The organism is Lysinibacillus sp. RC46 (genome assembly GCF_041262385.1).
GTDB lineage: Bacteria > Bacillota > Bacilli > Bacillales_A > Planococcaceae > Lysinibacillus.
Genome location: NZ_JBGCCF010000001.1, coordinates 102,470 through 116,644 on the forward strand (window position 1 = coordinate 102,470; position 14,175 = coordinate 116,644).

The 14,175-nt window shown below is 38.2% G+C and carries 11 protein-coding genes and 1 riboswitch; of the genes, 1 reads left to right on the forward strand and 10 read right to left on the reverse strand.

The window, feature by feature from the left end:
- Positions 1-112: 112 nt before the first annotated feature.
- Positions 113-877 carry a YheC/YheD family protein gene (locus tag ABH966_RS00580; protein WP_370075110.1) on the reverse strand — a complete coding sequence of 255 codons (765 nt, stop codon included), beginning with the start codon at positions 875-877 and terminating at the stop codon, positions 113-115.
- Positions 878-1,548: 671 nt separating this feature from the next.
- Positions 1,549-1,647, forward strand: a riboswitch (purine riboswitch).
- 64 nt (positions 1,648-1,711) lie between these two features.
- Here ABH966_RS00580 and add point away from each other — a divergent pair.
- The gene (add, locus tag ABH966_RS00585; protein ID WP_370075111.1) at positions 1,712-2,704 is read left to right on the forward strand and encodes an adenosine deaminase; all 993 of its coding nucleotides are present in this window, start codon (positions 1,712-1,714) and stop codon (positions 2,702-2,704) included.
- Between the two features lie 207 nt (positions 2,705-2,911).
- Here the strand turns inward: add and ABH966_RS00590 are convergent, their stop codons facing one another.
- The 9 genes from ABH966_RS00590 to cotE all read right to left on the reverse strand — a co-directional run bounded on the left by ABH966_RS00590 (position 2,912) and on the right by cotE (position 14,041).
- The gene (locus tag ABH966_RS00590; RefSeq protein ID WP_370075112.1) at positions 2,912-3,682 is read right to left on the reverse strand and encodes a DMT family transporter; all 771 of its coding nucleotides are present in this window, start codon (positions 3,680-3,682) and stop codon (positions 2,912-2,914) included.
- A gap of 364 nt (positions 3,683-4,046) precedes the next feature.
- Positions 4,047-4,349, reverse strand: coding sequence for a rhodanese-like domain-containing protein (locus ABH966_RS00595; protein WP_370075113.1), 303 nt, complete (start codon positions 4,347-4,349; stop codon positions 4,047-4,049).
- 100 nt (positions 4,350-4,449) lie between these two features.
- Positions 4,450-4,680: an RNA chaperone Hfq gene (gene hfq, locus ABH966_RS00600; RefSeq protein ID WP_370075114.1), complete on the reverse strand. Its 231-nt coding sequence runs from the start codon at positions 4,678-4,680 to the stop codon at positions 4,450-4,452.
- Between the two features lie 91 nt (positions 4,681-4,771).
- Positions 4,772-5,674: a tRNA (adenosine(37)-N6)-dimethylallyltransferase MiaA gene (gene miaA, locus ABH966_RS00605; RefSeq protein WP_370075115.1), complete on the reverse strand. Its 903-nt coding sequence runs from the start codon at positions 5,672-5,674 to the stop codon at positions 4,772-4,774.
- A complete protein-coding gene (locus ABH966_RS00610) occupies positions 5,661-6,575 on the reverse strand; it encodes an alpha/beta fold hydrolase (protein ID WP_370075116.1) in 915 nt (304 codons plus the stop codon). The genes miaA and ABH966_RS00610 overlap by 14 nt, the downstream gene beginning before the upstream one ends.
- A 3-nt stretch (positions 6,576-6,578) precedes the next feature.
- Positions 6,579-8,225 carry a glycerol-3-phosphate dehydrogenase/oxidase gene (locus tag ABH966_RS00615; protein WP_370075117.1) on the reverse strand — a complete coding sequence of 549 codons (1,647 nt, stop codon included), beginning with the start codon at positions 8,223-8,225 and terminating at the stop codon, positions 6,579-6,581.
- 564 nt (positions 8,226-8,789) lie between these two features.
- Entirely contained in the window at positions 8,790-10,685 is a 1,896-nt protein-coding gene (mutL, locus tag ABH966_RS00620) for a DNA mismatch repair endonuclease MutL (protein ID WP_370075118.1), read from the reverse strand.
- Between the two features lie 14 nt (positions 10,686-10,699).
- Entirely contained in the window at positions 10,700-13,306 is a 2,607-nt protein-coding gene (gene mutS, locus ABH966_RS00625; RefSeq protein WP_370075119.1) for a DNA mismatch repair protein MutS, read from the reverse strand.
- A gap of 120 nt (positions 13,307-13,426) precedes the next feature.
- A complete protein-coding gene (gene cotE / locus ABH966_RS00630) occupies positions 13,427-14,041 on the reverse strand; it encodes an outer spore coat protein CotE (protein ID WP_370075120.1) in 615 nt (204 codons plus the stop codon).
- Positions 14,042-14,175: the final 134 nt, after the last annotated feature.

A 14,175-nucleotide genomic window follows, 5' to 3' on the forward strand; every position in this document is an offset into this window, starting at 1 on the left:
CAATTAAGTTTCTTCTTTCCTAAAATTATAGTAGGGAAAGTAATTTTTTGATGTAAGTCTATTGAATAGAAATATGCTGATGACTAACATGAAAAATAACTACATTTCAAACTTAGCCTTCATTTTGCATTTTCCTAATCTCAACAATATTCTTCCAGATCGCCCTATCAACTTTGGCAAAACTACGTATGCTTGGCGTTGTATTTACTTCAAATAATATAGGTTTTCCTTCAAGATTTATTCCAAAATCAATGCCATATTCTCTACAAGGAAAGTGGGATGCTATTACTTCAGATGCTAAAATTGAATCTTCTTTTAGAGAGTCTATTGTTTGATCTTTCTTTGTATTATCCATCATCAAATAACCTGATAATAATTCTTCAATCGATATTGCTTGAGAACCCCGATTTGAATTGACAATCCCATGATCCTCAGTTGCAAGCCTTCCGTAAATTCCACCAATTATCCATTTTCCCTTTAGATTTTGAACATGAACACGAATGGATATTGAATCCCCATCAGGGGTTAGACTTTTAACCCCCTCCTGTATAATATAAATTCCGCTTAATCTACCGTGTTTCTCATATGGATGTAGAACTTGGTGGAAATCCTCAATTGCTGCCACACATTTACTTATTTCTTCACCTTGCATGGTAAATCCGTTAAAACAATAGTGTCCATCTTTTCTTTTGCAGACTTTATAAATTGCTCTTCCTTGTCCAGCGCTATTATGTTTCACATAAACATACTCATACCTATTTAATAAATAGATTAGATTTTCTAGACTGTAAAGTGTTGTTTCTGGAATGCAGTCAGTTGTTAAAGGATTTTGTTTTAAAAGTAAGAATTGTTCCCATTTTCCAAGTCCATTTTTCAATAAACTCACCTCATTTAGTTAGATATTTTTATTTCTTTTGTATTAATAGTGTAGTCCTCCCCACTTATGGAGGTTACTGTATTGTATGTAAATAGATTTATCTTGCATGGGTGAGTGAGACTTGGTAACGCGACTAATATCTCCTATTTTTCTGTTAGAGTCATAATAAATTTTCTACACTAGAAAAGTAGCATTATGATTGTTCTCAATGCATCCATTTTATTGATTTCAAAATCATTAGCTTCTAATATATTTGCCCTGCTAATCTTTACTTTTAGTCATATAGACATGTCGAGTATGGGGAGATGGGAGATATTGAAAAAAAGGACGAATTTTTTTTAAAAAATATATTCAGACAAACTTGAATTTTTAATGGAATCCCATAACGGTCTTTCCGCAAAAGTTGTAGAGGAAGTCGGTTTTAAAGGGATTTGGGCGAGTGGTCTATCGATATAAGGATCATTAGGTGTAAGAGATAATAATGAATGTTGGCATTCGGTACTCCGAAATGTAAATCAAAAGAGCCTTTTCCTCTTAATAACAACAAATAACTATTTGAAGAAATGTACTTAAACGAACGAAGCAGTTTTGTTGAAAAAGGTATGGACCATGTTGACAATCCGAAATTTTTCTATTATCATATTGAAAATCACAAATGAATTCAATAATATATTTCGTATAACAATATATTTCGTATAACCCCAATAATATGGTTTGGGGGTCTCTACCAGGAACCGAAATTCCTGATTACGAAGAAAGTACAAAACTTGTATTTTCTTTGTAGTCAGGAATTTTTTGTATTTTAATCTAAAAATTTATTTCAGGAGGTCAAAAATGAACTTTTTAGCATTGCCCAAAATTGAACTACACTGTCATTTGGATGGAAGCCTTAGGGCTGAAACTATTATCGATATTGCACAGAAGGAAGGCATTCAGTTACCCTCTTTTGATAAGGATGTACTGCAAAAGGAGCTGATTGCTCCGTTAGAATGTGAATCCCTTGACGAATATTTAAAAAGATTTTCTCTTCCTAATTTAGTAATGCAGTCTAAGGAGAACTTAAGAAGAATTACTTTTGAGCTATTTGAGAATGCAACAAGGGAAAATGTGAAATATTTAGAAGTCAGATTTGCCCCGTTACTTCACACATTACAAGGTCTTGGTGTTGAAGAAGTTATTCAAGCTGTTATAGATGGGATGAGAGACGCCGAAAGCTGCTACGAAATAAAGGGAAATATAATCCTGTCTTGCATGAGGACTATGTCTGTAGAAAGCGCATTTGAGGTGGTTGAAAAGGGGAAAAAGTTCCTTGGAAAAGGTGTGGTGGCAATTGACCTATGTGCATCCGAAGAAGAAGGCTTTTGTGAAAAATTCGTAGATCCAATTGCTTTAGCCAAAGAATATGGCTACAGAGTCACTATTCATGCCGGTGAAACAGGAATTGGTAAAAATGTTCTAGAGGCTGTTGAACTGTTGGGTGCTGAAAGAATAGGACACGGAGTATTTATTAAAGATTGTGCCGAGGCATATAAGATTGTGAAAGAAAGACAGGTAGTGCTTGAAATGTGTCCAACAAGTAATGTCCAAACGAAAGCTGTTCATCATTATTCTGAACATCCGATTTATAAGTTTCATAAAGATGGAATAAAAGTGACATTTAATACGGATAACAGAACAGTATCTGATACTACAATGGCAAAAGAAATCCATTTAGTTAACAATGAATTTAATCTAAGCGAAGAAGATTATCGACAAATTTATATAAATAGTGTAGAAGCATCCTTTGCCGACCAAGAAACTAAAGAATGGTGCTTGGCACAATATTAAAGAAAATTAATAAATTATGCAGAATATATTCAAAGTGCTTCTATTACAGAAAAAGATCAAGGTTGCTAACGTCGTGGAACTGAGAAGCTACAACATCAAGCTTTGCTAAGTGGCGAGTAGTTCACTTCTTTATTCTTCATAATTCTATTCCCTATGCTAGAAAAAGCTCCCTAATGCCAAATAGGCTTTTGGGAGCTTTCTGTCCGTTTATTGCTGTGATATCAACTTTGTTTTATCTATTTCACTCAGAAATGTTGCGCCGAGTAAAAGGATAGCGCCTAGTATTTGTAGGGTCGCCATTTTCTCTCCTATAATCATCGTCGAAATTACTAATGATGTCAGTGGATCAATATAGCTTAAAATAGCTATACTTTGCCCTTTTAGATGACGCATTCCCAAAAAGAACAGATAGAAGCCTATTCCAGCATGGACAATGCCCAACGCTATAAGTAAACTAATTGATTTTATATCGATTTTCATTATTTGGAACCCATTAGTCCCAAAAAGGTAAAGAGCAAGGAATAACGCTGCTAAAGCAAGTTGAATAATCGTATTATCGGGCTCTTTTAATCCATGAATATACTTATTGGTGAATGTAACTATTGTATAGAAACAAGCTGCAATAAGCCCATATACAATACCGATATAATGTTCGCTCGTTTCGGTAGTTTGGCTTTGAACGATAAAATACAGACCTACAAGCGCAACACAAACATAAAAAATTTTTCTTAATATTATTTTCTCTTTCAAAACTATAGGTGACAAACAAATCACTAGTACTGGCGCAAAATAGTAGCTTAGAGCTGCATTTGCGATAGTTGTTTCCTTGTACGCTTGGAAAAGGAAAATCCAATTTCCGCATAAGGCAAAGCTCGAAAGTACCAATGGCCATTTATTTTGCAAAATAGTTGTTTTCGTAAATCTTTCTTTTTTTGATAGGAAAATCAAAAGTAAAAAACAAGAGCCAATGAGACTCATTCAAAAGGCTATTTCACTTGAAGGTAACTTAATATATTTTGCAAAAACACCGACAGCTCCAAAAATAATCATTGATAAAATAAAAGATAGTTTCCCGCTCATTTCTAATTCCTACTTTCTACATGTATATAGTCTTCATATACAGTAGAATCTATTGAGAATTAGCAAGCTTTTATTGAATGCCTAAACAGCAGATTCTACTGTAAAGACATTGTTGGGGGTGCTATTGTTCGATACATACTAATCCCTCCTTACATGTTGCAATTATAACACATTTTACCAAACGATAATGAATTGCTTCAATCTTATATCAACTCGAATGTATAAGAAAAACCCTCGCCTAAACGAGGGTTTTAAACGACAATTATTTAAATTCTAACTCTCCATCATAAGCAAGCATGCCGCCTTCAAGGTTTGTTACGTCAAAGCCTTGAGCTTCTAGGTATGCACAAGCATTTGCTGAACGACCGCCTGCCTTACAAACGATAATGTATGGCTTAGAAGCATCTAATTCATTTAAGCGCTCAGGGATTGTCCCAAGAGCAATGTGTTGCGCACCAGGGATCATGCCTTGTGCTACCTCATCATCTTCACGAACATCAATAATGTATAGGTCTTCGTTCGCATCTAATAGTTCTAATATTTCTGTTGTATCCATAGTTTTCATCTGTGTAGTCCTCCAATATGTCGATTTCCTCTTACATTATAGCCTGAAGGCAAAAAAACAGCTAGTGTCATGAACACTAACTGTTTTACTTCTAATGTTTCTATTCTTCAGTTTCTAAAAAATCTACTTGCTTTGCTGGAACAAATGTAGAAATAGCGTGTTTGTAAATAAGATGTTGCTTGCTTTCAGCATCTAGTAATAAAATTGTAAAATTATCATAGGATTTCACAGTTCCTTTTAACTGAAATCCGTTTAACAAAAACACAGTGACAAAAACATTGTTTTTACGTAGATGGTTTAAGAATGTATCTTGCAAGTTAATTGATTTCATCAAATATGCCTCCCTATGCTCTCTTTCTACCTCTTCATTCCTATATTAGCACATTCTACCAATTTAGCAATTAGTGATTTTTAAGAATTAGTTAAAGTTTTTCGTCATTATTAACAAAATATACATCCATTTTGTTTCGGAAGTAAGTTAGTTGTCTTTTCGCATAGCGGCGAGAATTTTGCTTTAAGCTGTCAATAGCTTCATCTAAAGAACATTTTCCATCTAGGTAATCATATAATTCCTTGTAGCCGATTGCTTGTATTGACTGTACACCTCGTATATTTTGCTGCCATAAGCCTTTTACTTCTTCTAAAAGCCCTTTTTCCATCATTATATCGACACGACGGTTAATACGATCATAGAGCACTTCACGTGACATATTTTGCCCAAGCCCTATAATCACATGATTGTAAAGTGGAACTTCTCCACGATTTTGGGCTTCGGATGCCTTTGAAACGCCACTAAGCTCAATCATCTCTAACGCACGTATAACACGGCGAGTATTATTTGGATGAATTGTCTCAGCTGTTTGTGGATCAAGTTTTTTAAGCTTAGCATGCATTGCCTCTGGACCTAATTTCTCCAGTTCTGCATAATAGGCTTTTCGTGCCTCTTCATCTACCTGCTCCTCTGTAAATTGAAAATCAAAGAGTACTGCCTGCACATATAAACCTGAGCCTCCTACAATAATCGGTAGCTTACCACTCGCTTGAATTTCTGCAATTTTAGCTCGCACTAATTTTTGATAGTCTGCTACTGAAAAGGACTCTGTCGGCTCTTTGAAGCTTAGTAAATGATGGGGTACACCCTCCATCTCTTCCTCAGTAATTTTCGCTGTACCAATATCTAAGCCTTGATAGATTTGCATGGAGTCACCGTTGATGATTTCGCCATTATATTTTTTTGCTAACTCAATGCTTAGTGCTGTTTTCCCAGAAGCAGTAGGCCCTACGATTGCTACGACCTCTGCCTGCTGTAATTTATCTTGTATCATATTTTTCTAACCACCGTAATAAAACTTGATAGACAGCCTCTTGATTGTCTTCGTTTAGGATTTCATGGCGCTTATCCTCAAATAAGTAAACCGTTACATCCTGTATGCCCGCTTCCGCCAATTGTTGTGCTACAGCGTATACACCTTGGCCTTGTTCTCCGACTGGATCCTTACTACCACTTATCAATAATATAGGTAAGTCTTTTTTTGTTTTGGCTATCTCTTTTTTACGATTTAACGACATAAATCCTGTTGTTAAATCGACAAAAAATTGATTTGTTGGAATAAAGCCGCAATACGGATCATCGATATATTTTTGCACCTCATCTTCTGCTGAACATATCCAGTCATACGCAGTCTTCGAATTTGGGAACTGTTTATTAAAGCTACCAAAGCTCAGCTTATTTAATAACTTGCTCTCCGTATCTTTACCAAGCTGTTTGGCCATTACTTTTGCTACTAGATTCCCCATCGTATGCAATGTTGTAACGCTTCCTGTTCCACAAAGAATCACATTATCCACTTGATCGCTGTACAATTGAATATATCTTCTAGTAATGAACGATCCCATACTATGACCAAATAAAATCAAAGGTACATCTGTAAATTGTTCATGCAATATTGTAACTACTTCATGTGCATCCTCTACGACGCGATCAAACCCATTTTCTTCAGCAAAAAAACCTAGTGTGCCATTATAAGCTGCTGTTTCTCCATGCCCTCGATGATCATGCATTGTCACTGCATAGCCAGCTTCATTTAGGCTATTGGCAAATTTAACATAACGTCCACTATGCTCCGCCATACCATGTAAAATATGAATATGGCCAATACATGGCTTCGATGGCTTTAATGTGCGAGTAAACAGAAAATGGCCATCTGACATTTCAATATAACGCATTGCCTACACTCCTTCCTCCGCAAAATTTGTTGCATCTACAAGAGCTTGCTCTAGTTGAGCGACATAAGTATTTCTTTGTGACTCTGTATAGTTAAAATGTTGTTGCATAACTTGAATGACCTGCTGTTTATAACATTTTACCGCATCAATATCGAAGTATAATAAGCCTGTTCGACGGATAAAGAAATCACTTGGTGTGTACACCATTTCCGCTTCTATGCCATAAAGTAGCATTGCATGTAGGGCCAGGGGCATCGAACTTCCATGTTCATGCAAATATTTCACCTGGTTATATAATGCATCGACATTCGTGCCATATTTTTGTACAAGCTGTTTTGCTTCATCATAATTTAGACCATACTGAACGCCCTCTTTAGCTTTATACGTACTATAATCAGTGAAATTAATGGCATTAATGCCTTTTGCACCAGAAAGTGATAATTCACGTGTTACACATGGACTTGCGTGCTTATATTTATGGGTTTTCACAATTTTATCAACGATTGTTTCTGCCATTTGACGGTAGCCCGTTAGTTTGCCACCCGCAATCGTCATTAGTCCACTCGGAGCCGTCCATATCTCATCTTTGCGTGAAATTTCGGATGGATCCTTTCCTTTTTCAAAAATAAGTGGACGCACACCTGCCCACGACGATTCTATTGTATCTCTTGAAATATTTGCCGTTGGAAAGACAGTTTTTGCAGCAGCAATTAAATAGTCAACATCTTCTTGGGTAGCGACAGGATGTACAGGGTCTCCCTCGTAAACTGTATCTGTTGTCCCTACATAGGCTTTACCATCACGTGGAATTGCAAAGGCCATACGCCCATCTACTATATCAAAGTACACTGCTTGTCGTAATGGAAAATCCTTTTGATCAAAGACAATATGAACTCCTTTCGTGAGACGTAATTGCTTTTTGTCTGCTACTTTATCCTTTTGGCGAACCTCGTCCACCCAAGGTCCAGTTGCATTAACGATTTGCGCAGCATGTACTTCAATCGTTTTCCCTGTAACATGATCCTTCACTTGTACCCCAACAAGCTTTTTCTTCTCATATAAAAATTCTGTCATCTCCGCATAATTTAAACAAAGCGCCCCATATTCTACAGCTTTTTTCAGCACTTCAATTGTCAGACGGGCATCATCCGTACGATATTCAACGTAATAGCCACCACCAATAAGTTCATCTTGATTGAGTAAAGGCTCTAGCGCTGCCGTTTCCTGAGCGTTTAACATTGTTCTACGTTCATGCTTTTTAACACCTGCTAATCGATCATATACCTTCAGTGCCATTGATGTTGTAAATGGTCCAAGTGAGCCCTTCTTATATAATGGTAGTAGCATTTTTTCAGGAGTTGTCACGTGAACAGCATTGTCATAAACAATTTCACGCTCACGCCCAACCTCGGCTACTACACCAACTTCAAGTTGCTTTAAATAACGAAGCCCACCATGAATAAGCTTTGTTGAACGGCTTGATGTGCCAGCAGAAAAATCCTGCTTCTCAATCAAAGCGACCGATAGCCCTCTAGATGCTGCATCAAGCGCAATGCCAGCACCAGTAATGCCGCCACCAATGACTAAAACATCAAAGCTATATTGCTCTAAAAAATGCATAATTTTAGGACGATGTTCAAATGAAAACATAACTTTTTTCCCCCATTAGCTATAATTTGAAAATATGTGTAACCTCTATTGCGTATGACAGCCTGTATAACTAGCAATAACTTTAAGCATAGAAATTCTAATGTCATTTGTATAGTTCATCACCATAACGTGTGGTTGATTTCCGTTCCGACTGGGCGCTTTGTAGCTGCCGCTTTGCTTTCGCTACAGAAACCAATTGTTGCTGTCGCTTCGCTTTCGCATAGATAAAACATTTGCCGCTGACGCTTCGCTTTCGCGCAGAGCAGAGCTTCCTGGGGGCATCCGATGAGCCGCTTCGCTTCGCTGCAGGGTCTCGGGCCAACAGGATGTTGGTCACGAAGGCGTTATCACAGGACGTGATGCTTTTAGCCTTCATTCCTCTATATCGCTAATCCCCAAGGAGTCGCCCAGTCTCCACTCCAATCAACTTATGGCATACGTTTTAACAAATGGCATCCACAACTTTTGGTGATGAGTCATTTGTATTATGCTTTACCTATAAAATTCCTTTTATGCGCATGGACTGTTCATGTTGTTCTTGAACTGTTGTTCTAGGAGTTACAACTACATTACCCGTTTAAACATTTTTTCCACTTCATACGTTGTAAAATGTATCAGCACTGGACGTCCGTGTGGGCAAGTAAATGGATTGTCGGCGTTGCGTAAATCTTGCAGTAACGTATCCATTTGCTCTTTCGTTAAATAATGATTGGCCTTTATCGACTTTTTACAGCTCATCATAATTGCTGCTGCCTCACGTAATTTTTTGACGTCCGCCTTTTTAGTTGTCAATACCTGTTCAATTAAGTCCTCAATAATTTCTTGTTCTTCTCCCTTAGGGAACCAGCTAGGATGCTCTCTCACTACAAATGAAGCCTGTCCAAATTCCTCTAAAAATACGCCAACAGCTTCTAACTCCTGTCTATTTTCTCTTAATATAAGAGCCTCGTCAGCAGCATAATGGAAGGTCAATGGAAGCAATAAAGCCTGACGCTCATTTGGGTTCACCTGACCGACCTTTTCACGGAAAAATTCATATTTAATACGCTCCTGAGCAGCGTGCTGATCAATTAAATAAAAGCCATCCTCCATTTGTGCAACAATATACGTGCCGTGAATTTGCCCTACCACTTCAAGCGCAGGAAATGGTTCTTTAGCTGGCTCATCCTCTAGAATTTCCACTGGCTCCTCTAGCTTCAATTCTTCAGGAGGATTCACAAGATTCACTTCTTCAGGAAAATTCACTTCCATCACTGGTGTCGGTTGCCAGCTATCTTCAATGGTAGTAGGGACGGCTTCAGGTTGTGGCACTATAGGGTCTAATGTGTTCGATTCCTGCACTGTTTGCACATCATAAAGTTTTTCTACAATGGCATTCATTTTCTCCACATTAAGCTTTGGTGCTGGTTTCCAAATATTTAACTGCTCCGTCGCAGGCTTTACCACTTTCTCCTTCTTTTCCATTAGCGGTACTCGAATAACGTTGCGGATTTTCTCTCGTATTGTTTCTTCAATTAACTTAAGAAGCTCAGGCTCCTTACTTAAACGAATTTGATGTTTGGCAGGATGAACATTGACATCTGTTAAATAAGGATCCCCCTCTATATAGAGCGCTACAATTGGAAAACGTTCAATAGGCAAATACGTATGATAAGCGTCTACAATCGCTTTTTGTACCAAATAATGCTTCACCCAGCGACCATTCACAAACAACGACATATAGTTTTTCGAAGCACGAGTCACCTCTGGTAATGATACGAAACCGGAAATTTTATAATCATGTGACTCTCCATTGAATGCCACCATTTTTTTAGCATTATGCACACCGTAAATGGCAGCTAATACTTGCTGTACGTCTCCTCGTCCATTTGTTTGTAACAATTGCTGGCCATTATGCAATAATCTAAACGCAATTTGTGGATTTCCGAGTGCAAGACGGTTCATCAGATCAATTGTATGTCCAAGCTCGGTCTGTATTGTTTTCATATATTTTAATCGAGCAGGTGTATTGAAAAATAGCTGTGCCACTGTAATATCTGTTCCCTTGCGCAAAGGGCCAGGTTTATGTGTAGCAATATGCCCACCCTCAAGCTCTAAATACGTTCCTGATTCACCATTAGATGTAATTAGTGTCATTTTTGACACCGATGCAATGGAAGCTAAGGCCTCACCACGGAAGCCAAGGGTACGAATACGAAATAAATCGTGTTCTTGATGAATTTTACTTGTCGCATGGCGAGAGAATGATATTAATGCATCCTCTTCATCCATACCACTACCATTATCAATTATTTGAATTGAAGTGAGGCCCGCTTCTAGTAAAAAAACATCAATGGACGTACTTCCTGCATCAATGGCATTTTCAACAAGCTCTTTTACTACAGAGGCTGGTCTTTCAACTACTTCCCCTGCCGCAATTTTATTGGACAGCCACTCGTCCATAATTTGTATTTTTCCCATAGCGCATCACTCCTTTACTTTTTTGCGTTTACTAGTTGCTGCTGTAATTCGTATAAAATATTCATCGCTTGCATCGGTGAAGTGCCCAGAATATTTACTTTTTCTAGGTTTTTAAGCACCTCTGTCTCTGCTGGAGAGATTACTTCTTCCTCCGTAAATAGTGACATTTGCTTTGGCTGTTCAACAACTGGCTTTTCATCAACTTCCTGTAAGACGGCTACTTCGTTTCCAGCTTCGTTTCCAGCTTCGTTTCCGGCCTCGAAGTTTTCAAGCAGCACTTGTGCTCTTGCTAAAATTTCCTCTGGCAATTGTGCAAGCTGTGCTACATGAATTCCGTAAGATTTATCAGCAGCGCCCTTTTTCACCTTATGCAAAAAGACAACCGTGCCGTTTTTTTCAGTAGCCGATACGTGTACATTTTGCAGTCGAGAAAGCTCCTTTTCGAGTGCCGTTAATTCATGATAGTGAGTTGAAAATAGCGTGTTTGCTCCAATTTTGTCATGGATGTATTCCATCATGGATTGAGCAAGACTCATACCATCATAAGTAGATGTCCCACGACCAATTTCATCAAACAACATTAAACTATTTTTTGTAGCATGCGTAATGGCGTGCTGAGATTCTAACATCTCCACCATAAATGTTGATTGTCCCGCAGCTAAATCATCTGCTGCACCGATGCGTGTAAAGATTTGATCTGTAATTGGTAATCTAGCTTTTTCAGCAGGCACATAACAGCCCATTTGCGCCATGACAACAATTAGTGCAACTTGACGCATATACGTACTTTTACCGGACATATTCGGACCTGTAATAAGCATCATATTGTTGTTTTCCTCAAGTACACAATCATTTGGTACATACATTTGCTTATTAAGCATTTTCTCAACAACCGGATGGCGCCCTTCAATAATTTCTAGCGAACGTCCGCCATGAAACTCCGGCTTCGTAAAACGGTATTTCTCTGAAACACTCGCAAAGCTTAATAGTACATCTAGCTCACTAATGCTTGACGCTAATGCTTGGACACGTGGAATAAATACCTTTAATTCATCACGTATTGCCACAAATAAGTTATACTCTAACGTTAAACTTTCTTCCTCAGCATTTAAAATTAACGCTTCTTTTTCTTTAAGCTCTTGTGTAATATAACGCTCGGCATTTGCCAACGTTTGCTTACGTTCATAACGTGTTAAATCTGCTAAATGGATATTAGATTTCGTAATTTCAATATAATAACCGAAAATTCGATTGTAGCCGATTTTCAAGTTTTTAATGCCAGTTTTCGCCCGTTCCTCTTGCTCTAGCTGTGCAATCCAATCTTTCCCATTACGAGACGCATAACGTAGTTCATCTAAGCGCGCATCATAGCCATCGCGAATGACGTCACCCTCTTTAATTGTAATTGGTGGATTGTCTGTAATAGCACGAGCTAATAGTGCCTCTACATCTGCACACATATCAAGCGCTGCACCTAGCTTTTGCAATGTTTCTTTATCAGTACCAAGTAATTGCTGCTGAATAGCAGGTACTTGACGCAATGAATCACGTAGCTGCGCTAAATCTCGTCCACCAACATTACCAAAAGCTACACGCCCAGCTAAACGCTCTAAATCATATACTTGTTTTAAAGAGGCCTGAAGCTCTGTTCTTACAAAGTATTCCTCTAATAAATCAGTGACGTTTGCTAGTCTTTCTTCAATGGCAGCACGTGAAGCAAGAGGTTGGTGTAACCATTGTTTTAACTTACGTCCACCCATTGCTGTCACTGTATCATCTAACAACCATAAAAGTGTGCCCTTTTGATCGCCACCGCGAATAGACTGAATAAGCTCTAAATTACGCTTTGAGCTAGAGTCAATACGTAAATAATTTTTCATTTCATTGTAAGTAAATGCTTGAATATGTGATAAAGAACGCATTTGTGTTTTATCGATATAAGCGAGCAAACGAAGACACGCAATTTGCAAATCATTTGGCACCGCATCTAAATAATGCGCGGCTTTATCCATTGTCATTTCATCTGTTCCAATAGAAAGGACGATACCTGCGTTTACTGCATGCTCTGCTAAAAGAAGCTGCAAACTTTCTGTTACAATTAATTCACGAATACCGTATGCTTGCATTTGCAATAAAAGTGCTTTACCGTCGCCCTCAATCGAGGAGGCTACTGCTTCACCTGTAGATAAGTCTAAATAAGCGTAGCCAAATGTCATATCGTCGAATTGCTCCGCAGCACCAATAAAATGATTGGTTTTACCATCAAGCGCCTTACCTTCCATGATCGTACCTGGTGTAATAAGCTGTACAACTTCACGCTTCACTACACCCTTTGCTTGCTTTGGATCTTCTGTTTGCTCACAAACTGCAACCTTATAACCCTTTTGCACAAGAGTTTCAATATAATTTTTTGCCGAATGATGCGGAACGCCACACATTGGAATACGCTCTTTTGCACCCGCGTCCCGGCTCGTTAATGTAATTTCTAAAAGCTGAGAGGCATTAATAGCGTCCTCAAAAAACATCTCGTAAAAATCGCCTAATCTAAAAAATAAAAAGGCATCCTTGTAATCTTCCTTTACCTGCAAATACTGTTGCATCATTGGTGTATATGTTGTCATTTTAAAATTTACCTCGCTCTAACCATATAGATATTTTTATTATAACAAAAGATACATGCGAAACGCTTAATTCACCTTTTTTTAAGATGCTAGCGCTTCGCATGTATAAAATCTTCAGTATTATCTTGGTCGTTCATCAGGAAACGATGAGGACTCTAAAACATACCTACCTTCTTCACTCGAGCTAGACGATGAGCTGGAACTGGAGCTAGATGAAGACGAAGATGAGCTCTCATCAAAGTTCCATTCCTCTTCGAAATCTAGTGGATGTACACTAATGCAAATCGTCGTTTCTCCCATTACCTCTACTACAACTTCACGTTCTACTACGATTTCAAACTTCGTACCACATGGAGAGATGATTGCCTCTATGCAGTTTGGCTCTTGAACGACACGTACACGAACATCATCACCAGTACTCACTTCGCCTTCTCTAAATGAAAGCTTCACTTTGTCTTTATAGTGCACCGTTTCAGAAAACACTGCTGTTTTCGAATGACTACTATAGGCATACCATACATTGACATCAAACTTCCCTGATACTTCTACAAACTTACCGACTTTTTTCGCGGAGCAAGTATGATTGATAACCCAGCACCCGAGTATACTCGTCGGTTTATTCGATGGACTTAATGTTACACGTTCTTCCGTTCTCTTCTTCCCTTTGGCAACTACTGCTCTCGTCACGATTTGTCGTAAACGTTTCAGCGCAATTCCTCCTTTGACTCTTTTCACTCCATCATATGCAGGTAGCGCCTATTGGGTGAACATATATTTTTATAGAATCAAATTACTGACTTTTTCATACTTTTTTGTCTGAATTGCGCTAATTTCTACGAGTATTAAACCCATAAAAATAGCCCGAATGC